19 protein-coding genes and 1 pseudogene are annotated in these 22,531 nt (G+C 59.9%); 14 read left to right on the top strand and 6 right to left on the bottom strand.

Annotated elements, in window-relative coordinates; translation table 11 throughout:
• The first annotated feature begins 60 nt into the window (after window positions 1–60).
• From J2X71_RS07410 to J2X71_RS07450, 9 genes are all read left to right on the top strand, one after another.
• The gene (locus tag J2X71_RS07410) at window positions 61–1,146 is read left to right on the top strand and encodes an ABC transporter ATP-binding protein (RefSeq protein WP_113321109.1); all 1,086 of its coding nucleotides are present in this window, start codon (window positions 61–63) and stop codon (window positions 1,144–1,146) included.
• 141 nt (window positions 1,147–1,287) lie between these two features.
• A complete protein-coding gene (locus J2X71_RS07415; RefSeq protein WP_310380628.1) occupies window positions 1,288–2,556 on the top strand; it encodes an ABC transporter substrate-binding protein in 1,269 nt (422 codons plus the stop codon).
• Between the two features lie 100 nt (window positions 2,557–2,656).
• The gene (locus J2X71_RS07420; protein WP_310382160.1) at window positions 2,657–3,490 is read left to right on the top strand and encodes a sugar ABC transporter permease; all 834 of its coding nucleotides are present in this window, start codon (window positions 2,657–2,659) and stop codon (window positions 3,488–3,490) included.
• 1 nt (window position 3,491) lies between these two features.
• Window positions 3,492–4,316 carry a carbohydrate ABC transporter permease gene (locus tag J2X71_RS07425; protein ID WP_113321107.1) on the top strand — a complete coding sequence of 275 codons (825 nt, stop codon included), beginning with the start codon at window positions 3,492–3,494 and terminating at the stop codon, window positions 4,314–4,316.
• Between the two features lie 166 nt (window positions 4,317–4,482).
• Window positions 4,483–5,406 carry an ArsR family transcriptional regulator gene (locus J2X71_RS07430; protein WP_310380632.1) on the top strand — a complete coding sequence of 308 codons (924 nt, stop codon included), beginning with the start codon at window positions 4,483–4,485 and terminating at the stop codon, window positions 5,404–5,406.
• Window positions 5,407–5,628: 222 nt separating this feature from the next.
• Complete coding sequence (locus J2X71_RS07435) at window positions 5,629–6,429, top strand: GNAT family N-acetyltransferase (RefSeq protein WP_310380635.1); 801 nt, start codon at window positions 5,629–5,631, stop codon at window positions 6,427–6,429.
• A 96-nt stretch (window positions 6,430–6,525) separates the two neighbouring features.
• On the top strand, window positions 6,526–6,993 hold the full coding sequence (locus tag J2X71_RS07440; protein WP_310380638.1) for an MEKHLA domain-containing protein: 468 nt from the start codon (window positions 6,526–6,528) through the stop codon (window positions 6,991–6,993).
• 660 nt (window positions 6,994–7,653) lie between these two features.
• Entirely contained in the window at window positions 7,654–8,037 is a 384-nt protein-coding gene (locus tag J2X71_RS07445) for a hypothetical protein (protein WP_310380641.1), read from the top strand.
• Between the two features lie 124 nt (window positions 8,038–8,161).
• Window positions 8,162–8,362 (top strand): hypothetical protein, encoded by a 201-nt coding sequence (locus tag J2X71_RS07450; protein ID WP_310380645.1) that lies wholly within the window; start codon window positions 8,162–8,164, stop codon window positions 8,360–8,362.
• A gap of 116 nt (window positions 8,363–8,478) precedes the next feature.
• Here the strand turns inward: J2X71_RS07450 and J2X71_RS07455 are convergent, their stop codons facing one another.
• Window positions 8,479–9,627 carry an AraC family transcriptional regulator gene (locus J2X71_RS07455; RefSeq protein ID WP_310380647.1) on the bottom strand — a complete coding sequence of 383 codons (1,149 nt, stop codon included), beginning with the start codon at window positions 9,625–9,627 and terminating at the stop codon, window positions 8,479–8,481.
• Window positions 9,628–9,979: 352 nt separating this feature from the next.
• On the opposite strand from J2X71_RS07455, the gene J2X71_RS07460 reads away from it, so the two are divergent.
• From J2X71_RS07460 to J2X71_RS07480, 5 genes and pseudogenes are all read left to right on the top strand, one after another.
• Complete coding sequence (locus tag J2X71_RS07460) at window positions 9,980–11,026, top strand: SDR family oxidoreductase (protein WP_310380650.1); 1,047 nt, start codon at window positions 9,980–9,982, stop codon at window positions 11,024–11,026.
• A pseudogene (gene galE / locus J2X71_RS07465) lies at window positions 11,026–11,967 on the top strand (UDP-glucose 4-epimerase GalE); the annotation flags it as partial. The gene J2X71_RS07460 and the pseudogene galE, both read left to right, overlap by 1 nt.
• A gap of 39 nt (window positions 11,968–12,006) precedes the next feature.
• Window positions 12,007–13,914, top strand: a complete 1,908-nt coding sequence (locus J2X71_RS07470; RefSeq protein WP_310382161.1) for a glycosyltransferase family 2 protein — start codon at window positions 12,007–12,009, stop codon at window positions 13,912–13,914.
• Window positions 13,915–13,933: 19 nt separating this feature from the next.
• Window positions 13,934–14,872, top strand: a complete 939-nt coding sequence (locus J2X71_RS07475; RefSeq protein ID WP_310382162.1) for a glycoside hydrolase family 26 protein — start codon at window positions 13,934–13,936, stop codon at window positions 14,870–14,872.
• Window positions 14,873–14,890: 18 nt separating this feature from the next.
• The gene (locus tag J2X71_RS07480; RefSeq protein ID WP_310380653.1) at window positions 14,891–15,400 is read left to right on the top strand and encodes a DUF995 domain-containing protein; all 510 of its coding nucleotides are present in this window, start codon (window positions 14,891–14,893) and stop codon (window positions 15,398–15,400) included.
• A 541-nt stretch (window positions 15,401–15,941) separates the two neighbouring features.
• Here the strand turns inward: J2X71_RS07480 and J2X71_RS07485 are convergent.
• From J2X71_RS07485 to J2X71_RS07505, 5 genes are all read right to left on the bottom strand, one after another.
• On the bottom strand, window positions 15,942–17,714 hold the full coding sequence (locus tag J2X71_RS07485) for an adenylate/guanylate cyclase domain-containing protein (RefSeq protein ID WP_310380654.1): 1,773 nt from the start codon (window positions 17,712–17,714) through the stop codon (window positions 15,942–15,944).
• Window positions 17,715–18,171: 457 nt separating this feature from the next.
• Window positions 18,172–18,948 carry a TatD family hydrolase gene (locus J2X71_RS07490; RefSeq protein WP_310380657.1) on the bottom strand — a complete coding sequence of 259 codons (777 nt, stop codon included), beginning with the start codon at window positions 18,946–18,948 and terminating at the stop codon, window positions 18,172–18,174.
• A gap of 8 nt (window positions 18,949–18,956) precedes the next feature.
• A complete protein-coding gene (locus tag J2X71_RS07495) occupies window positions 18,957–19,901 on the bottom strand; it encodes an ABC transporter permease (protein WP_310380659.1) in 945 nt (314 codons plus the stop codon).
• On the bottom strand, window positions 19,898–20,986 hold the full coding sequence (locus J2X71_RS07500; RefSeq protein ID WP_310380664.1) for an ABC transporter permease: 1,089 nt from the start codon (window positions 20,984–20,986) through the stop codon (window positions 19,898–19,900). The genes J2X71_RS07495 and J2X71_RS07500 overlap by 4 nt, the downstream gene beginning before the upstream one ends.
• Window positions 20,983–22,530: an ABC transporter ATP-binding protein gene (locus J2X71_RS07505; RefSeq protein WP_310380667.1), complete on the bottom strand. Its 1,548-nt coding sequence runs from the start codon at window positions 22,528–22,530 to the stop codon at window positions 20,983–20,985. The genes J2X71_RS07500 and J2X71_RS07505 overlap by 4 nt, the downstream gene beginning before the upstream one ends.
• Between the last annotated feature and the right edge of the window lies 1 nt (window position 22,531).

Raw genomic sequence — 22,531 nt, forward strand, 5'->3', positions numbered from 1 at the left:
TGATCGCCATCGGGGCAGCAGAGGAGGCTGCCCCGTCTGGAGTGTCCATCGGGAGGATATATGTCTGGGATAAAACTGACTGACGTCAGGAAGTCGTTCGGGGCCTTCGCGGTCATCCACGGCGTCGATATCGAGATCGAGCAGGGTGAGTTTGCCGTTTTCGTCGGCCCTTCCGGCTGCGGAAAATCGACGCTTTTGAGGATGATTGCGGGGCTCGAGGAAACGAGCGGCGGGCAGATCAGCATCGAGAATGAAGACGTCACGCACAGGGAAGCATCGAAGCGCGGCGTCGCGATGGTCTTCCAGTCCTACGCGCTCTATCCGCATCTTTCCGTCTTCGAAAACATGGCTTTCAGCCTGTCGATCGCCAAACGACCGAAGGCAGAGATTCAAGAGAAGGTGAAGGCGGCCGCCGATATCCTTCGCCTTGGCGATTATCTCCAGCATAAGCCGAGCCAGCTTTCAGGCGGCCAGCGCCAGCGCGTGGCGATCGGCCGCGCCATCGTGCGCGAGCCGCGCGTCTTCCTGTTCGACGAGCCACTGTCCAATCTCGATGCCGAATTGCGCGTGAAAATGCGCATGGAAATCGCCCGCCTGCACCGGCAGATCGGAGCGACCATGGTCTACGTCACCCATGACCAGGTCGAGGCGATGACGCTTGCCGACAAGATCGTCGTCTTGAAGGAGGGCATCGTCCAGCAGGTCGGCGCGCCCTTGGAGCTCTATCGCGATCCGCAGAACATGTTCGTCGCCGGCTTCATCGGATCGCCGGGCATGAACTTCCTTAAGGGCAAGGTCATCGGCGCCGGACAGGGCTCTGCCCGCGTCGAGCTCGATGACGCACCAGGCCAGGCTTTCGAGCTGCCGACACGCACGCCGGTCGCCGAAGGCGCTGCCATCAATATCGGCGTCCGGCCCGAGCATATCGGGCTCAACAACGGGGAGGCCGGCCTGACGCTGCCCGTCACTGCGGAGTTCACCGAAGAGCTTGGTGGCACCGGATATCTTCACGTGCTGACCGCGACCGATGCGGAGATGACGGTCGAGTGCCGCGAAAGCAGGCCTCAGCCAAAGGAGAAGATCAGCCTCTCTCTGAGAGTGCCTGAGATGCTGGCTTTCGATGCCGAAGGCAGGAGGCTCAGCTGATGAACGGGTCCGGAGCTTGAGATCCGGAGACCGGAAAGGAATGCAGGAGATCTTGATCGCGCGCCTTTGGAGGAGGCTCGCGGCACAAGTCATCCCGTGACGCGGGATGATCCCAACCCATGCTTTAGAGGAGGAACAAACGTGAGAAAACTCTTAAAACTTGCCGTTTCGGCGGCCATCGCATTGCTGCCCTCGGCAGCCGCATTCGCCCAGACCGACATTACCTGGTGGGATTTCTTAAGCGGCGGCGACGGCGTGCGCATGAAAGCGCTCATCAAGGAATTCAACGACACCCATCCCGACATCAAGATCAATGCCACGACCCTGGAATGGGGCGTGCCGTTCTACACCAAGGTGCAAACGTCGGCTGCCGTCGGCCAGCAGCCCGACATCATGACCTATCATATGTCGCGTTATCCGCTTGCCGTACCGACCGGCATCCTGCGTCCCTTCACGGATGAGGAACTGGCTTCCGCCGGCATCAAGAAGGAAAACTATGTCGATGCGGCCTGGAAGCAGGCGACCTTCGACAACAAGGTCTACGGCATTCCCTTCGACGTCCATTCGATCGTTCTCTATTATAACAAGAATATCCTGAAGGAAGCCGGCCTGCTCGGCGACGACGGTCTGCCGAAGGGTCTCGACGGTCTCGACAATTTCAATGCTGCGCTCGACAAGATCAAGGCGACGGGCAAGGTGGAATATCCGCTGTCGCTGCACACGGATGAAGGCGGTTCCATGTGGCGCGTCTTCTATACGCTTCTCTCTCAGCAGGGCGCCAAGTTTATCGACGGTGACCAGATCCTGCCGGGCGATGCCGGCGTAAAGGCGCTGAAGACCATGGCGAACTGGGTCTCCTCAGGCTATTCGCCGAAGCTGATTTCCTATGAAGCCTCAATCGCGCTCTTCACCTCGGGCAAGGCTGCGATGCACGTCAACGGCGTCTGGGAAGTACCGACGATGGCCGACCTCGCAAAGAAGGGTGAGCTCGGCTTCGAATGGGGGGCTATCGAAATCCCGAACCTGTTGGGCACGCAGGCCACCTGGGCGGACTCGCATTCCTTCGCCGTTCCAAACAGCGAGAGCAAGCCGATCACGCCTGAAAAACTGAAAGCCGTGCTGCAGACCATCGCCTGGATGAACGAGCATAGCATCTCCTGGGCAAGTGCTGGCCATATCCCCGCTTACAAGCCGGTGACGGACAGCAAGGAATTCAAGGAAATGCAGCCGAACGCCACCTATGCGAAGCTTGCCGATACCGCCGTCTTCGACCCGGTCTCCAAGCTCGCGGGCGTTGCCGGCCCGATCTACGAGGCAACGCAGAACTTCGTGGTTCCCGCACTCAACGGTCAACTCGATCCGGAAGATGCGATCGAACAGATGCGCGAAGAGCTGCAGAGCCAGCAGTGAGAAGATGCTGGCCGGAGCCTGTCTCCGGCCAGCCCTTCGTCCAGGGAGATGATCTGTGGTCAATACTGAAAAGCGACGCAAGACGCTGACGGCGATCGTCATGATCGCGCCGTTCCTGATCGCCTATGCGACCGTCTTTGCCTATCCGGTCTACAAGATGTTCGCCTTGAGCTTTACCGACGCCCCGCTCGTCGGCGAGGGGCAATGGGTGGGCCTCGACAATTATGTGAAGCTCTTCCATCAGAAGCTCTTCTACACTTCGGTCTGGAATACCGGATATTTCGTCGTGCTGACGGTCATCCCGAACACGTTGATCGGCCTCGGGCTGGCGCTGATGGTCGTGCGCCTGAAAGGCTGGGTGCAGAGCCTGGTGCTGGTGCTCTTCTTCATCCCCTATATTCTTCCGGTTTCCGTAGTCACCCAGATCTGGAAATGGGTCCTCGACCAGCAATTCGGGATCGCGCAATTCCTCATCGAGGCCTTCACCGGCGGGCGGGTCAGTGTCTTCCGTGATCCGATCTGGGCGATGCCGATGGTGGCGCTCGTCACAGTGTGGTGGACCAACGGCTTCAACCTGCTGCTCTTCATCGCCGGCCTGCGCAACATTCCCCACGACTATTACGAGGCGGCGATGCTCGATGGCGCGACGCGCTGGCAATGCTTCAAGCGCATCACCTGGCCGCTGATCTGGCCGGTGACCGCGCTGGTGCTGACATTGCAGCTCATCCTGCAGCTCAAGATCTTTGACCAGGTCTATCTCTTGACCGAGGGCGGGCCGTTCAATTCGACCTATGTGCTCTTGCAGCTCGTCTATCGCGAGGCCTTCCGATCGAACCATGGCGGTCTCGGCTCAGCTGTCGCGGTGATCCTGTTCGTCATCATCGTCGTCGTCTCGGTGCTGCAATATCAGCTCCTGCGTGTACGGGAGCGCTGAGATGCCCGGCAAGACAATCGGCAACGCGCTGCTTCTGATCCTCACGCTGGTGATTGCCTGCACCTGGGCTTTCCCGATCTATTGGGCGATCGTGACATCCATCAAGCCGGAACAGGATGTGGTCAACAAGACAACCCTTTTCCCTGACGTCTTCAATTTCTCTGCCTATTACTACGCCCTCTTCGAGACGAAGCTTTCGACGTGGTATTTGAACTCCATCGTCACCTCGGTGAGCGTGACTGTCGTCGTCATCTTCATCAGCGTCATGTGCGCCTACGCACTGTCGCAGATCGTCTTTCCGGGCCGCAAGCTTCTCTACGGCATCATCCTGGCAAGCTTCATGGTGCCTTCGCAGGCGCTCGTCATTTCGCAGTTCGTGCTGATGCATAAGTTGAACCTGATCAATACCTGGGGCGGCATCATCCTGCCGCAGTTGATCGTGCCCGTGGTCGTCATCGTCTACAAACAGTTCTTCGATTCCGTGCCGAAGGAACTGCGCGAGGCCGCCAAACTCGATGGCTGTGGTGAATTCCAGATCCTGTTCAAGCTCTATCTGCCGCTGAACTGGGGAATTACCACGGCCCTTGCCATCATCACCTACATCATGGCGTGGAATGCCTTCCTCTGGCCATTCCTCGTGACCAACTCCGACGACATGATGACGATCACGGTCGGCATTACCCAGACGAGAGATGCCTTCGGCGTCAAATATGCACGCGATATGGCAGTGGCGATCCTTGCTGCCATGCCGGTCGCCGTCGCCTACCTCCTGTTCCAGAAACGCGTAACGCAGGCGCTGATGCTGTCGTCGGGCATCAAGGGATAAGTGCATGAGAGATTTGCTTCCGGGCCGAGGTGAGAAGGCCCTGCCGGTCCGCGAGAGCTCTCCCGAGGCGCGGACCGGCGCTTATGAAAAAGAGCGGCGACATCGGACATGACGCCGTGATATCAGCTGAAACCAGCAAGAAAGACTGGAGAACCAGTATCAAGGTATGGAGACGAAACTTCTAACCGTCGATCCAATGAGGGACGTTGACGTCGTTCAGGCTCTCGGCTCTCCGACGCGTATCGAAATCCTCAACCTGCTGCGCCAGAAGGGGCCGCTGAATGTCAACGACATTGCGGCGCAGATGCGCTTGCCGCAATCGACGACGGCAACCAATCTGAAGTCGCTCGAGCAGGCCGGCCTCATCCAGACCCAGACGATGAAGGCGACGAAGGGAAATCAGAAGGTCTGCTCCAGCATCTACGATGAAATCCTGATCCGCTTCGATACCAACGGCACCAAGGCGAGCGAAGATGTGGTCACCGTCAGCATGCCGATCGGCCTCTTCACCGAATTCGACGTGGGAGCGCCTTGCGGGCTCTGTTCGGTCAACAACGTCATCGGCATGCTCGACGTGCAGGAGGTCTTCCTCGATCCGCAGCGTATGCAGGCGGCATTGCTCTGGTTTACCCGCGGTTATGTCGAATACAAGTTTCCCAACAACGCCAAGGTCTCCGGCAAGAAGATCCGCAAGGTGGAATTCTCGGCCGAGCTGAGTTCCGAGACGCCGGCCACGAATGCCAACTGGCCTTCCGACATTTCGATCTGGGTGAATGGTATAAAGGCCGGGCACTGGACCTCGCCCGGCGATTTCGGCGACCGCCGCGGCATGTATTCGCCCTCCTGGTGGAAGCTGTCCGGCTCGCAATACGGCAAGCTCAAGACGTGGACGATCGACGAGACCGGGACCTGGATCGATGGCGCGATGGTTTCGACCCAGACCATCGCCTCGCTGCGCATAGCCGATCACCATTCGATCCGCTTTCGCATCGGCATCGACGAAAAGGCCGAAAATCCAGGTGGTATGAACCTCTTCGGCAAGGGGTTTGGTGATTTCGACCAGGATCTGGTCATGTCGATCTATTTCTGACGGACGACGAGTGCACGACGATTGCCGCAACAGTGGCGCAATTGACAGCCTGTCTACGCTCCCGATGGCTGCCCATACTCTCTTTTAACCAGCCGTACACTTTATTCGTGAGTGCGATGCAGGTTATCTCGACATCCGCGATACCGCTCGTGAAAGGGACGGGAAATCCGCCAGGGCTTGCGCAGCGGCTCTCGGGGGCCCGTCATTTAAAGAGGAAATAAATTGAGCATTTCAAGCGACAGAATCTCCTGGGAAGAGATTATCGAGGCCAAGGCTTTCATTGATATGGCCAGGATCACGCCCCAGCCCTTTAAAGACAGCGTCGAGTTTACCTGCATGCCGGTGGGTACCGGCTGCGCCATTTCGCTGCCCGCGGCTCCCGCCGTTGGGCTCAATCGCATTTTTGCTTTGAATGACAGAGACGAACTCAATCTCGCATTCGAATGGCTGAAGACCAAAACAGGCAGGCGGCATGTCCAGATCCGCGAAACCTTTGCCGCCAACGAGCTGCGTGGCTGGATACTGGATCAGGGACTGGTCGAAAACGGCGCCTGGATGAAACTCACGCAGCCTGCGCCATCCGCTCCGCTTGCAATCGAAGGACCTGTGCACACGCGCTTGGCCGGTATCGATGACGCGCCGATTTTCGGCAGGCTGATGTGCGCAGGTTTTGGTTTTCCGACGGAACTTGAGCCGTTGTGGTCATGCCTGGTCGGCAAGAAAGGCTGGGCTTGCTTCATTGCGGAATTGGAGGGAACGGCGATCGGAACCGGGGCAATGTTCATGGAGGATGGATGCGCTTGGCTGGGAGGCGGAACGACACATGCCGAGTACCGGAACCGCGGCGCGCAAAAGGCGCTGATCAATGCTCGCTTGAACGAGGGTCTCGCGCAGGGCGTTTCTCTCTTTGCCGTGGAGACGGCCGAACCTCAGGAAGATCAGCCGAACATCTCCTTCGCCAACCTGACGAAGGCAGGCTTCAAGCCAACCTATATCCGCAAGAACTATCTCCTGCCGAACTAAGCTCTTCTAATCGGTGCGGATTGCCGCACCGATGCCATATCCCGTGACTAGATCGGAATAGGCTTGTGAAGCCGCCGCACTGGAGAAGGAAACGAGATGCAGCTGAACGGCGAATTGAACCCGAACGATCCCGAATTCTTCGAACTTCTCACTGGGAGCTTCCGGCGCCTTGTCGGCCGGGACCTTCTTCCCAGGGATCGGGGCCCCGAGTGGCTCTACGGCGATGCTCCGTTTGTGGTCCTTGCACACAATTCCGCGCCCGATCCCGTCTTTGTCTATGCTAATGGTGCAGCACAGAGGCGGTTCGGGTATAGCTGGAGCGAGTTTGTGAAGCTGCAATCCCGGTTGTCCGCTGGTCCAAGTGAACGGTCGGAGCGTCAGGCGTTGCTCGATGCGGTGGCACGAAACGGGTTTATGACGGGTTATCGTGGTTTGCGGGTGACGAAGTCGGGCAGCCGGTTCTGGATGGAAGACGGAATAGTCTGGCAACTCCGGAACGCAGAAGGACAGGATTTGGGCCAGGCGGCGACATTCTCGCAGTGGATGGAGATACCGCCCCCCTAAATCATCAATGGGGCTTGGTGGTCATCCGCGCTTCCTCGAACGAGTTGCTGCCGGAACGCCTCACAGTTCCAACGGGGTATGATCCCGACCATATATGTCCGATTGCCTAATGTGAAATCGATCCGGAAGCGGCGGAAAACCGCGCGTTTCCGCTGACTATCGCAATTCTGGCATCGATGATCTGCGCCCCGCACATCGATCACTATCGATACTTGAAACTTATTGCGACAGCGAATTTGGCGGCTCACGAGCCACCAAGGGGCCAGATTTGTTACTCGCGCAGGACTTCGGCGACAAGTTTATGCTTGTCGAATTCAAGAGGCCGAGCCACCCGATAGACCGAGATGACGTCAACTAGGCGGAGAAATATCGCGACGATCTTGGCGTGCGGGTTTCGTCATCTTCAGTTAGGGAAATCCTGATGCTGGGACGTGATCGGGTTCAAAGTTTAAGCACGCAGCACCTCGCTCCGAACATACGCATTAGTTCTTACGCGGCGTTGATCTCGTCGGCTCGGTCAGTTGAACTGGCTACTGAGGTCGCTCGATTGGGAGCGCAACTGATACCTGAAGCTGCATTGTGAACAGCTTTTCGACTCGATTTTAGGCAGGCTCTGCCCAGACTCTATCTCGCTGTAACAGGTGAGCCGAGTTCGATTCCTTGCGAGACCTGTTAGATACTCAACTGTTGAGGCGTGGATTAATCTTCGGGTGCCACATTGCTCGTGGTCGTCTCGGCCTGTTCGTCGTGTTGTCTGTTGCTATCCAGAACTACATCACATCCGCGCAGCTTACAGCTACCTTTGACGTGCTGTGGATCGGTGAAGAGAACCGTGTCTTCTCGGAATCCCTTGCCGACGCGCAGCACGTTTGTACCGCAGCAAATCAAGGACAACTACGAGGTCGCTACGAGGTCGCTCTTGCCGACAAGGACGGTGACATCGCTCGGCTCGTGATCGCTCGCCGGCAAATTGACTATACTGAGGTTAAAAACTTCGACCTGAGCGCTGGTCGATCACAAACACATCTACCTTCGTCAAGATGACCCACCTCTATTCGTTGCTCTAGCGACAGCCGGAAGGTGAGCAAATGAAAATTACCTTCGACTTCATCAATGCCTACTCGATCGCCAAACGAAGATCGATAATGCATTTCGGGATAATGTCAGTATGGACGAACTTGCGACGCTTTATGTCAACGGCGAGGCAGAATGCTACAGCAGCCTAGTCTTCGCCGTCACCGCCTTCGTACATCGGCAATCTTTCAACGGCACCAGAATTGAGTTGAGGCTTTTGCCTGATGCGGATGAAGGGCACGCTGAAGCGCGTTGTCAGCTTTCTCGAAATCGCCTTCGCCAAGGCGGGGCGTAGGAGGTGAGGGCATAAAGGGCGCCAGATCGGTTCCGATCAACGCCGATACAATGTTCAGGCCGAGCAAGCTCTTTCGGCAATTTTGATTTGAATGATCCGAAAAACGGCATGCCGGATCAACCCGTCAGCGCCAGCCAATCGCCGATCGTTTTTCCGTAACGCCGCGTGGAGCGGACGGCCGGCGCCGGCCGCTGTTCGGTTGCCACCGCCCTTCGGATTTCACGCGGGCTCAGCCCGAATTCATGGATGAAGGCGCGCGTAAAATTGGCGGCGACCTCGAAACCGGCGGCTTCTGCGATTTCTGAAATCGGCCTGTGGTCGGCCGGAATGCTGAGATCCGCATAGGCCTGCAGCAATCGCCGCCTGCGAATATAATTGAGCACGCCTCCGTTCGCCTCGAACAGTTGGTAAAGCCGCGTACGAGAAATCCCCAACGCGCGGCACATCATGTCCGGTGTCAAGTTTTCCGAATGGAGATTGACGTGAATGTAGCGGTGCGCCCGCTCCATCAGTCCCAGGTTGGTCTGGTTTTGACCGGTATCCGTCCTTGTCGACGATGCCGCGCCCGCAACGACCATATCGCCGATGGTTTGGATGATCCGGGGCACTTCCTCTATCGTCAGATTGCCGAGGTTCGTTTCGAGGCCCGTGAGATAGCCCGTGAGCAGCTCGGCGAGGCTGCCCGAGAGAACCGTGTTGCCGGCGCTCTGGAGAAGGCTCGCATCGCGAGCCAGCAGCTCATAGGGCAAGAACACGAGCAAAGCTTCGGTGTCGGTCATCCGTCCGCGATAGGGGCTGCCCAGAGACATGAAAAATATCTCGCCGGCGCCGGTCTCGGTGACACGACGGTTGACCTCGGTCCAGGCCTGGCCGCTGTGCAGCAGGCCGACGTTCCAATGGTCGATGGGGCTTGATCGAAGCACGGCCTGATCGCGGATATATCTGTGGGCCTGCGCGCGCTGCTGGACGATGAGGATATCGCCGAGATGCCAGCCGATCTGCTCCGCGAGGAACCCGTCTTCCGGTGATTTTCCCTGCGGCAGATGAACATCCACGAGCGGCGCCATATGTGCCCGCCAGGCCGGGAATTGTTCTGCTGGTGGTAGGTCCTGCGTCGAGAATCGCAGCGGCACGAGGGCAGGGGAGGCATGGGGCGGGCGTTCCTTGCGCACGGCCGGTTCACGCGGCCAGCGCCGCCGCTCCATATGCGCCGGCCGTTCCTGTTCTGGAGGAGGACCATCGTCGGATTCAGCCCCTGTAGCCATCCAATTCCTCCAGCGCATGACCCGACGCGAGCCATGGAAATTGACAAAAGCAATTGTTTTGCGGCTGAAATCTCCGCAGAACCCCGCCTTAAAAAGCGGAGGTGCCCGAAGCCACCTCCATAAGTTGTTTATCATACTCCTTTTCGCTCAGAAATGTACGGAGCGATAATTTCCAGGATGTGAGGATAACGACAATTGCCTCCCTTGGCTGTATCTAAATAAACAACGGTTCTTTCCAGAGAAAAAGCCAGGTTAATAAAATATTCTCCTGATCGAACGACGTAGTTGTTCGGAATGGCGAAGTAGAAAACGAAACTTCCACAGGACAAATCTGAAAAAACGGGAGGTAGTCGTGAACTATCTTGGTAAAATTCGTGCGCGCTCTGCGCAAGCGTCGGCTCGTGACGCAAATTATTCATCGAGAAAATCTTGTGCGCCTAAGAGAGTTCTTGTCACCGGCGGTGCAGGTTTCCTCGGATCACATCTGTGCGAGACCCTTTTGGCCGCCGGACACAAGGTGATCTGCCTCGACAATTTTTCCACCGGCATGAGGCGCAATATCGCCCATCTGAAGCGCGTTAATCGCTTCAATGTCGTCGCCCACGATATCGTCCACCCGCTCGATCTGGAAGTCGACGAGATCTATAACCTCGCCTGCCCGGCATCGCCCCCGCATTATCAGGCTGATCCGGTCCATACGACAAAGACCTGCGTGCTGGGTTCCCTCAACCTTCTGGAGCTGGCCGCGCGCACCGGCGCACGCATCCTCCAGGCATCCACCTCCGAAGTCTACGGCGACCCGAGCGTCCACCCGCAAGTTGAAAGCTACTGGGGCAACGTCAATTCGTTCGGGCCACGCGCCTGCTATGACGAGGGCAAGCGGTGCGCGGAGACGCTGTTCTTCGACTTCCACAACACGCACGGCGTCGAGATCAAGATCATCCGCATCTTCAACACCTACGGCCCGCGGATGCGTCCGGACGACGGCCGCGTCGTCTCGAATTTCATCGTTCAGGCCCTGACGGGGCAAGACATCACCATATATGGCGACGGTTCGCAGACCCGCTCGTTCTGTTTCGTCGATGATCTCATTGGCGGCATCGTGCGCATGATGGCCTCGCCGTCGTCGCTGACGGGGCCGGTCAATCTCGGCAATCCGGGCGAATTCACGATCCGGGAGTTGGCCGAGCAGGTGATCGGATTGACCGGCTCCCGGTCGCAAATCATCCATCTCCCTCTGCCGGTTGACGATCCTCGTCAGCGTCGCCCCGATATTTCGCTTGCCATGCAGGAACTCGACTGGCGGCCGAAGATGGCCTTGTCGAGCGGCCTGCGTCAGACGATCGACTATTTCGATGGCCTTCTCACCCGTTCGGCACGAGAACTGGAGGCGGTCTGATGGATGCGCCCCGGGTCCTTGTTACGGGCGGTGCCGGCTATATCGGCAGCCACACCGCCAAGCTCCTCCGCTCGGAGGGGATTGAGCCTGTCGTCTACGACAATCTCACGACCGGAAACCGTTCGTCGGTGCGCTGGGGCCCTTTCGTCGAAGGTGACGTCCTCGACTCGCCAAGCCTGATCGAGGTCATCGAGAAATATGCTCCCGATGCCGTCATCCACTTTGCCGCCTCGGCCTACGTGGGCGAGTCCGTGCAAAACCCGGCAAAATATTACAACAACAATGTCTGCGGTACATTGTCGCTTATCGATGCCTGCCGGCAGACGGGGCTTCAGAACGTCATCTTCTCATCGAGTTGTGCCGTCTATGGCGTCCCCTCTGTGCTGCCGATCGACGAAACGATGCCAAAGGCGCCGATCAATCCCTACGGCATGACGAAGCTCATCGGCGAGCATATGCTCGCCGATTATGCGGCGGCCTTCGGCCTGCGTTATGTTGCCCTGCGTTACTTCAATGCCTGTGGAGCCGATCCGGACGGCGAGCTTGGCGAGTGGCACGTTCCGGAAACCCATCTCATTCCGCGGGCACTGCTGGCCGCGGCCGGCCGGATTCCGCACCTGGAGATATTTGGCGACGACTACGACACCCCTGACGGGACCTGCATAAGGGACTATATTCACGTCGCAGATCTCGCGCGTGCCCATGTTCAGGCCTTCACCCATCTCGCCAATGGCGGATCAAACCTCGCTGTCAACCTAGGCACCGGGCGAGGGTTTTCCATTGGGGAAGTGCTGCGCGTGATCGAGGAAACGACCGGGTGCGAAGTCCCGGTCGTCATCCATCCGCGCCGGCCGGGCGATCCGCCCAGCCTTTACGCCGACGCCAGCCTGGCCCGCGAGATGCTCTGCTTCCAGCCTCGATATTCCGACCTGGAAACCATCGTGAGGACCGCGGCTCCGTTCTTCGGACTGGAGGCGCGCGTGACCGAACCCGCGATCACCCAAGCGACGCATGCTCCGGAACCCTGCCAGGAGCCGCTTCTTGTCCCGGTTCTGACCGGATATCGGCGGGCCGAATATCTGTTCTCGGCGGCTGTATGGGCCTGCGCCTTCGCCTATTTCTGGATCTGGTGGCTGGAGCCGCGCCATCACGTCGATGCTTTCGGCACAATTACGGTGAGCCTCGTTCTTGCCTGGGTTACCGCTCTGCCGGCCTATTTCATCGTCGTCTTCTATCGGGCGGCAAGACCGAACGGTCCCTTGCGCTTACCGGCCGGCAGCCGAGTGGCCATGGTCGTGACCAAGGCGCCGTCGGAACCTTTCTCGGTCGTCAGTGAAACCCTGCTGGCAATGCTTGCCCAGGATGTGGAACACGACACCTGGCTTGCCGACGAAGACCCTTCCCCCGAGACCCTCGACTGGTGCTCCGGGCACGGGGTCTTCGTCTCGACCCGCAAGGGGCGATCCGATTACCATCGGACGTCGTGGCCCAGACGCACGCGGTGCAAGGAAGGCAACCTCGCCTTCTTCTACGACCACTACGGCTACAGCCGCTACGATTTCGTGGCGCAACTCGATGCGGATCATGTTCCCGCGCCCGACTATCTCTTCCACATGCTGCGTCCGTTCGCCGATCCAAAGGTCGGCTATGTCTCGGCCCCCAGCATTTGCGACAAGAACGCGTCCGAAAGCTGGTCGGCACGGGGAAGGCTCTATGCCGAAGCCAGCATGCATGGCTCGCTCCAAGCCGGTTACAATGACGGCCTGGCGCCGCTGTGCATAGGGTCGCACTACGCGGTGCGTACCGTCGCCCTCAAACAGATCGGCGGCCTTGGCCCGGAGTTGGCTGAAGACCATTCGACGACATTGATGATGAATGCCGGCGGCTGGCGGGGTGTGCATGCGCTGGATGCCATCGCCCATGGTGACGGCCCCAGAACCTTCAGCGATCTCGTGACGCAGGAATTCCAGTGGTCGCGCAGCCTGGTCATGCTGCTGTTGCGGTACTCGCCGAGCCTCGTCGGCCGGCTGCCGCCTCGGCTCAGGTTCCAGTTCCTCTTTTCGCAACTCTGGTATCCCCTGTTTGCGTTTTTCATGTTGCTCATGTTTGCGATGCCGATCATCGCGCTCGTGCGCGGCCAGAACTTCGTGACGGTGACCTATCTCGATTTCCTCGCGCATTTCGCGCCGCTTTCTATCGCGCTCGTGGTGATGGCTTATCGCTGGCGCGCCAGCAGCTCGTTTCGTCCCCACGATGCCAAGATCCTGAGCTGGGAATGCATGCTCTTTCTCTTCGCGCGCTGGCCCTGGGCGCTCGCCGGCACCCTGGCTGCGGTGCACGATTTTCTGACGGGCTCCTTCGTCGATTTCCGCATCACGCCAAAAGGGCGGTCCGAAGTCGATCCGCTGCCGGTGCGAGTCCTGGCGCCCTACGCTGCGCTGGCGCTCATGGCGGTATTGCCCGCCTTGGCGATCGGCGATGCCGGCGCCCCCAAGGGGAGCTACTTCTTTACCGTCCTGAACGCGGCAATCTACTGCGCGCTGCTGCTGGTCATCGTCGGGCGCCATTCGAAGGAAAATAAGATTACGGCGGCCCCGCGTTTCTACCGTCCGGCAATGGCGACCTTGCTTCTTGCGCTCGTCGCGCTGCCGGGGGCTGCAACCATCATGCGCGGAAAGGATGCGACCGAGGCACTCGCCTGGGGCAGCGGCCGTCTTCAGCTGTTCGAAGAACGCTACGCCGTCTCCGGTGCAGGCCGGGGCGGAACCGCCCTGCGCACGATCTTCTTCAAACCACGATGGATCTCCGATCCGGAGGAAATCCAACTGAGAACGGATGCCGCTCACCCGGATTTGCGGCCGAGCCTAGAGGAAGTAGACAATGTATAGCCCATCCAAAATAGCCCTGTTGTCATTCACCGGCCTGTTGCTGTCGGGAGTTGCGGTCCTACCGACCGCTCCGGGCAGCTTTGCCGAAGGGAACCCGCTTGCCATGACGACATCGTCCATCGCGCCGCCGACCAAGATGCCGGTCGTTACGAAGGAGTCGATCACGTTCGGCGCCTATGATCCGCACGGAGATTTCGGCGCCTCGCCCGATTCGAAGATCGAACACCTCTTCCTGCCCTGGGAAGACGTCGATCTGCGCACGCTCACCCTCGCCGATGATTATGCACGAGCGCATGGCCGCACCCTGCTGATCTCGGTCGAGCCCTGGACCTGGTCACCCGATTGGCGCCAAACCTCGCAAGAACTGCTGCACAGCATCCTGGACGGTTCGCGCGATGCGAACATGGCCGCCGTCTGCTCGACTGCTGCCAAGTTGAAAAGTCCGGTCATCATTCGCTGGGCACAGGAAATGGACGAAACCGACAACCAGTTCTCCTGGTCGCATTGGCATGGCGCCGATTATGCCAAGGCCTATCGTCGAATGGTGGAGGTCTGCAAAGTTCACCTGAAGACGGCCAAATACATGTGGTCACCGAAGGGCAATGAGGGGCTTCAAGCCTTTTATCCCGGCAACGATGTCGTCGATCTCATCGGGCTCTCGGTCTTTGGCCTGCAGCAATACGACAGGGACAAGACCGGCCATGACCAGACGTTTGCAGAGCGCCTTGCGCCCGGATACGCCCGTGTCGCTGGTTACGGCAAGCCCATCATGGTTGCGGAACTCGGCTACGAAGGCGACGATTCATACGTGCGAAACTGGGCTGAGAGCGTAGCGAAACGCCATCCACAGTTCCCGGCCCTGAGCGCCGTTATCTACTTCAACGACCGTGAAGTCTATCCGTGGCCGGACGGCTATGGCCGCCCCGACTGGCGGGTTGTCCGCGAAAGCATCAATTGAACAAGAAGGAACCTGAACATGTCCATGCTTCAAAAAATGCTCCTGGCCGTGGCCCTGACCAGCGGTATCGCCACGACCGCGTCCGCTGCCGGAACCAGTGAGCCTGCGGGGATCGAGACCGCAAAGCCGATGAGCAGCGCGGAAATCTATCAGCTCTACAACCAGAATTCCTGGATGTGGAAAGCCGGCGCCGGCTACTTCTCCACAAAGGCGCGCCGCTTTACCGCCTGGTCGCGGGAAAACGGCTCGCCGTCCTTCGGCGTGGGCCGCTGGTTCATCACGGAGCGGGGTAAACTCTGCTTCAACGCCGACTGGCACGCCAAGACCGGGACGGCGACGGCAATCACCTGCTTCAGCCACCGCAAGAAGGGCGGCCTGATCTATCAAAAACGCGAACCGGACGGTCAATGGTACGTTTTCAAGAGCGCACCGGCACAAGCAACCGACGAATTCGCAAAGCTTCGCCACGGCGACTACGTGAGCTCTCAATTGGGGAGAATTGAGACGAGCGTCAGGAGGACCAAATAAAGGCGAAGCAAGGGGTTGCGCGCGGCCGAGGCGCCATCTGTGTCCTTGCCTGGGAGCCGATGCCTGCGCGCAACCCTTTTCATAAAGGATCGCGAAGCGCCTTCAAAATCAAAGAGGCGGCGAACGGACGGTCGGCGCCTCTTTTGTCGTGGCCGGACCATCGGGTGTCCCGTCGGCTGTTCCGATTAATGTCGCGACAGTGTTCAATTGAGAGAGAGCCATGGCACCGCAGGCAGAGTCTGGAAGGGCGCAACAGGTGCTCTGGAGCCTACATCTCTATTTATCCAATCCACTGGACGGCGTCGCGACGGGTTCGAATCCTTTCAGGAGTTTGGAGTGTATAGAGCGCACCCAGGCCGAGCGGGCATCTGTCGGCGTCGAAAGTTTCGGCAACTATGCGCTTTCATGCCTGGCATAGAGGGCGGCTTCACAGCTTCCTGAAAGCAGATCTTGCTGGAGGTCGTCGTTGCGCCGGCGCTGGCTATTGCTCATACTCTGTGCAAATGGCGGCAACAGGTTCAGGATCGGACATTAATCACCGTCATTGTACGACACCGGCCTTGCGTAGCCCCTCCATGACGAGCTCGAAATCGGCGGGGTTCTTGAAGGGCAAGACTTTGCGCCGGTATTCCAAGGAGTAGTCGGGATTGACGCGCAGCACCTCTTGCCACGTTGCGCGAGCCTCTTCGAAACGGCCGAGGTGCCCGTAACAGGCAGCCAGAAGCGCGCGAGAGACATCGGTGACGGGGTTGCGGTTCACGCGCTGCAGCAACGGTTCGACGGCCTCTTCGTACCTTCCCAGTTGAAACAAGGCCCAGGCCTGAAAGTGAAGAACGACATCCGGAAAGTAAGGGTTCAGAACCCTCGCCCGATCGAAATAGCCGAGTGCCTCCTCGGATCTGCCTGAATAGACAAGTGCCTCGCCGAGGCTGACCTGCCCTTCCGCGAAGTTCGGATTGAGGACTATCGCACGCTCGGCCTCGCTGATGGCTCCATCGTGCTGTCGCGAGTAAAGGTTGACCAGACTTAGCGACCAGTGCGCCACGGGATCGCTATCATCCCGCGCTACCGCCAGCGTCGCAGCCTCTTCGGCTTGCTCGATCGAGCGCTGCGGCGACGCGCTCCACCGGTTCAGGTAGTCGAGCCCGTGGGTAAGGGCGAGGAAGGCGTGCGCCGAGGCGAAGTTCGGGTCCAGTTCGACGGCACGTTGCAAAAGGTCGCGGGCGTCGCTGTTCGTTTGCTTCGTCAGCCGGTGCCACAGCTCCCGGCCACGCAAGAAGCAGTCATACGCCTCGGGGTGCCGGGTCTGCCCCGGTGCAAGCCTTTGCCGATCACCCTCTGTCAGGTTGACCGCCAGCGCGCCGACGATCTGTTGCGTGACATCGTCCTGAACCGCGAATATGTCGGTGAGGTCGCGATCGAACCGCTCCGCCCATAGATGCCCGCCGGTGGTCGCGTCGATGAGCTGCGCGGTGATGCGTACCCTGTTCCCCGATTTGCGTACGCTGCCTTCAAGTACATGCCGCACGCCGAGCTTTGTGCCCACCTCCTGCACATGGACGTTCTTGCCCTTGAAAGTGAACGACGAATTGCGAGCGATGACGAAGAGCTGCGACAGCTTCGATAGCGCCGTGATGATGTCTTCCGAAATGCCGTCGGCGAAGTAGTCCTGTTCGGCGTCACCGCTCATGTTGGCGAAGGGCAGGACGGCGATCGACAGCTTCGGCGCCGCTGCCGTCGCCGGTTGGCTCGTCGAGGTTTCCGGGGTCGCGGCTAACTTGGTCCCTGCGCTGCCGACTTGCAGCGAATAGACCCGGATCGGCTCGGCAATGTTCTTGAGCTGTGTGCTGCCGAGATCGCTGACCGAGAGGTCGAGTCTTGCCTTGACTTGGCGATAGGCATCCTCGGACAGGCAGATTGCGCCCGCTGCGGCGACGCCCTCCAATCGCGAGGCGATGTTGACGCCGTCGCCCATCAGATCGCCGTCGCTTTCCTCGACGACGTCGCCCAAATGGATACCGATCCGGAACTCGATGCGACGGTCCTGCGGGACGCCGTCATTGCGCTCCACCATACCGTTCTGCACCTCGATGGCGCAGCGCACGGCGTCCACCACGCTTCGGAACTCGACCAGCGCACCATCGCCGGTGCGCTTCACCACCCGGCCATGATGCACGGCGATCGTCGGATCGATGAGATCGCTGCGCAGTGTCCGCAATCTCGCCAGGGTGAGGTCCTCGTCGGCGCCGGCAAGCCGGCTGTACCCAACCACGTCCGCGGCCAGGATTGCAACCAGCTTTCGGTTCTCGCTCATGGCACCGTCTCCTAACTCCCACGATAGCAGGGAGACAGAGGGTAAGAAAGAAGTTTAGCCGCTGCTCAGAGCGACCTTGGTTGAGATCGAGTTGGCCATGGCTCATGTGGACGCAGCCGACGTTGTAGCCCACGCAATGACAGTTCTGTCGGGCTCCCGGCCGTCCGAAACCCACTGAGGGTCAGGTCACGACGATGTCCGCGTCCACCCGTATGTCCGCTCTTTGAAGATCCGCACCTGAAGTTGCCAGTGCGCTTCCGGCCCCAATCAGTCATTCCAGCCAGGCCAAGTTCTTGGCTCGCCTAACGAATCTGTTACAGAGGAAATTTGAAATAACAGGGCCATTGGTTCCAATCCCTCAAGGCGTACAGTTCCGCGCTGCTTCGTAACGTTGCCGCTCATTGGACATTCACTATCCACGCTTAAATTTCGTCGCGGTCGCGACACGGCTTGCTGGCTACAGCCTTATCTTCGCAAAAGCCTTGAAGAAGTTTCCCTGCGTCAGGTCCATGACATTTTCCACGCTTGTCCTCCTGATCAGCGCCAACATATCGATCGTGTGCCTGATAAACGCTGGCTCGTTCCGCTCATCGCGATGGGGAACCGGAGCCAGCGAAGGTGCGTCTGTTTCGACCAGGATTCGATCCTCGGGAAGCCCCGCGGCAATGGCGCGAAGGGCGTCATTTTCCTCGAAGGTCAGCAGGCCTGAGAATGAGAAATAAGCGCCTAGCGCGAGGCATTTTTCAGCCAGTTCAGCACCTCCGGAATAGCAGTGCATGACGATCGGGAAGCTGCCCTTCCGGCTTTCGCGTACCAGCATCTCGGCCATTGCTTCGTCCTCGCGGACAGAGTGGATGATCAGCGGCAATTGTGTCTCGCGGGCAGCGGCGATGTGCGCTTGCAGAACATCTAGCTGGGCGTCCCAGGAGGCGCTGCCGTAAAATCGATCGAGACCGGCCTCGCCGATCCCCACCACCTTAGGATGGCGCGAATGCGTAATCAGTTCGGCAGTGGTAACATCGCGTTCCTCGTCCGCGTAATGCGGCAAGGTGCCGACGCTGCAATACACGTCCGGGTATCGCTCCGCCATGGCAAGCACCCTGTCGAACTGGCGGACACGAATGCCGATTGTCAGAAACACGCCGATGCCGGCTTCCCTCGCCCGTGCCATGACGACCTCGCGGTCGGCTGCAAACTCGGCAAAGTCCAGATGGCAATGGCTATCGACAATCATAGGATCTCTCACTCAGCTTTGTCACGGTCAAAAGGAATGCCGAGAGCCGCGGGATTGCGCGTCTTGCCGGCAAAGAAAATGAGCACAAGAATGGTCAGAATATAGGGAAACATCAGGAATGCCTGGTAGGGCAGTTCTATGCCAAGGTTCTGACCGCGAAGTTGCAGGGCATCCGCAGCCCCGAACAGCATCGCGGCGATAAACACACCCAGCGGATTCCTGCGGCCGAGAACCAGAATGGCAAGTGCTATGTAACCACGCCCTGCGGTCATGTTGTCGATAAAGATGCCGGTTGCACTCAATGACAGAAAGGAACCCCCGAGGCCTGCAAGCAGGCCCGAAAGCAACAGGCAGAGGAAGCGCGTTCGCACAACCGAGATACCAAGCGTCTCGGCCGCCTCTGGATGCTCCCCGACGGCGACGACCTGCCACCCGAACGCGGTCCTTGTCATCACGATCCAGACCACGGGAATGAGGACGAGCCCAAGATAGACGATGGGCGCCTGATGGAACAGCAGCGGGCCGATCAGCGGAACATCCGAGAGCCCAGGCAATTCGAGCGGCGCAAACGACGTCACGCGTGGCTGGGTGATGCCGACCCCGAAGATCGCCCGGTAAAGGAAACTGGTGGCACCGACAATGAGGAGATTGATCGCCACGCCAACCACCACCTGGTTGCTGCCGATCAATACCGCATAGAGGGCGAGCACAGCACCGACGAGCGCGCCCGCCAGCATGCCGGCCGCGACCCCAAGCCACAGGCTGCCGGTGAGGTAGGCGATGACGAAGCCGGTGAAGCTGCCGGCAAGCATCGTGCCGTCAAGGGCGATGTTGAGCACACCCGCCCGTTCGGCAAAGATACCGCCCATGGCGGCAAGCATGATCGGCATGGCCAGGCGCATGCTGCCCTCGAGATAGCCCTGTGTGACGGGATCCGAAAAAAATGACATCATCGTTTCAGCCGCCTCATGGCACGGACGATCTGACCCACGGCCGGTCGCCCGATCAGAAATAGGACCACCATTGCCTGGATGATGATCGTCAAGGTGGCCGGAACGCCTGCCGCCGCCTCCATCGTCGTTGCGCCGACCTGCAGCCCGGCGAACAGGACCGCCGCGACCAGCACGCCGAGCGGGCTGGTTTGGCCGAGCAGGGCAACGATGATGCCGGTATAGCCGAAACCCGGCGACAGGTTCTCGATCATCCGGTGCTGTACACCGACCACCTCCATGAAGCCAGCCAGGCCGGCGAGGGCGCCGCTGATGAGAAAGGCAGAGAGACTGAGACCGTCGACGGCCATGCCGGCGGCCATTGCAGCACGGGCGTTGAGACCCGTCACACGCAGCCGAAAACCCCAGACCGCCCGCCAGAGCAGAAAATGCATCAGCGCGACGGTGGCGAGAGCCACCAGGAAGCCGATATGCAGGCGGGTTGCAGGGACAAGCCCGGCAAAGCGGGCTGCGCCAGGCAGGCGGTCGGTCTGCGGCAGATAGCCTGCCGCCTCCTGCAGTGGACCACGCAGGAGATAGGACACCAGGTAGATGGCGACATAGGTGAGCATGATCGTGGTTATCAGCTCCGATGCGCCGAAGCGCAGCTTCAGTACGCCGGCAAGGCCCGCCCAGGCGGCACCCGCTGCCATGGCGCCTGCCATCATCAGGGGCAGCAGCAGATAGCCGGGAAGGGCGGGCAGCCACAGGGCAACAATAGCGGCGGCCGTCCCGCCGACATAGAGTTGGCCTTCGGCGCCGACGTTGAAAGCGCCGCCGCGAAAGGCAATGGCGACGGCAAGACCTGTGAAGGTCAGAGGGACGGAGCGCAGCAGCGTCTCCGCGACGCTGTTCCAGCTGCCGAAGGCGCCGTCTGCCAGCGCGGCATAAGCTCTCAACGGATTGCCACCCCACAGGAGGATCAGCACTGCTCCGGTGACGAGGGCCAGAAGAAAGGCTGTGGCGCTTGGCAGCAAAAGTCGCAGCCGCCGTAGGACGGGCGTTTGTGCCGCTGACACTGTCTCAGAAGCAGGATCGATGGCCGTCATTCTCCGCCCCCCAGCATGAGCGTAGCAAGGCGCTCGACCGTGACGTCGGCGCGGGCGAGATCGCCGACGATCCGCCCCTTGAACAACACGAGGATCCGGTCCGACAACGCCAGGACCTCATCCAGTTCGGTGGAGATGAGCATGACGGCAGCCCCGCGCTCGCGCTGGGCGAGCAGCTGGCGGTGGATGAAAGCGGTTGCGCCGATGTCGAGCCCGCGGGACGGCTGCACCGCGATCACAAGGTTCGGGTCGCGCATCAACGCGCGTCCCAGCACAACCTTTTGCTGGTTGCCGCCGGAAAGCGTGAGAATGGCCTGCGACGGCCCGGTGCACCGCACGTCGTACTGGTCTATCAGGTCGCGCGCGAAACGATCGGCAGCCTTGGGGGCCATCAGGCCATGGCGGGAGAACGGCTGGCGGCCGGAGACTTCCAGGATCGCATTGTCGCGTATGGCGAGATCAACCAGGGCAGTCCGATGCCGGTCTTCCGGAATGTGCGCCAGGCCACGCGCGATGCGTGCACCCGGGTGGGCATTCGAAATATCCTCACCATCCAGAACGATCCGGCCGCTCTGTGGACGGATCAGCCCGACAATGACCTCGGCGAGCTCCTGCTGGCCGTTGCCATCGACGCCGGCGACGCCGACGATCTCGCCCGAGCCGACGGTGAAGCCGACATTTTCGAGGCGAAGGCTTTGCCCGTCATTGTAGGTCAACCCATCGACCTGCAGGCGTTGCGCCGTCGCGGGTCGCGCATGCCCGTCAACCGTCGGCAACTGGATGTCTCCACCTATCATCAGCCGGGAAAGCTCGGCCACGGAGGTGTCCTGCTTGTCCATGCTGGCAATGACTCGACCTACGCGCAGGACGGTGACGCAGTCGCTGATCGTCATCACCTCGTGCAATTTGTGACTGATGAACACGATGGCCGTGCCGGCAGCGGAAAGCTTTCGCAGCACGTCGAAAAGGCCATCGACCTCCTGCGGCGCAAGAACGGCGGTCGGCTCGTCGAGGACAAGAATCCGGGCGCCGCGATACAGTGCCTTGACGATCTCGACTCGTTGCTGGCCGGCCACGGAAAGGTCGCCAACCCAGGCGAACGGATCGATATCGAGCCGGTAGAGCCGGGAAAGCTCGTCGAGCTCGGCGGCGACCTTGCGCAGATTCGGAAAAATGCGGCCGGCACGGGTAAGGCCGAGGCAGACATTCTGCGCCACCGTCAGTGTCGGCACCAGCATGAAGTGCTGGTGGACCATGCCGATTCCCAGTGCCGTCGCATCGAGCGGCGACTGCAGGTGGACAATCTTGCCGTCCACCCGGATCTCGCCGGCCTGCGGTCGCAGCAACCCCGCCACGACGCGCATCAGCGTGCTCTTGCCAGCGCCATTCTCCCCGAGAAGCGCATGCACCTCTCCGTGGCCAACGGAAAAGCCGATGTCGTCGTTGGCCAGCATCTGGCCGAAGCGGACCGTGATCCCCTTGAGTTCGAGGGGAACGGGCTTCCGGTCCGCAGAGGGCTGCGCTGTGGCGGAGAAGGCTGGCATT

The organism is Rhizobium sp. 1399, assembly GCF_031455475.1.
Classification (GTDB): domain Bacteria; phylum Pseudomonadota; class Alphaproteobacteria; order Rhizobiales; family Rhizobiaceae; genus Rhizobium.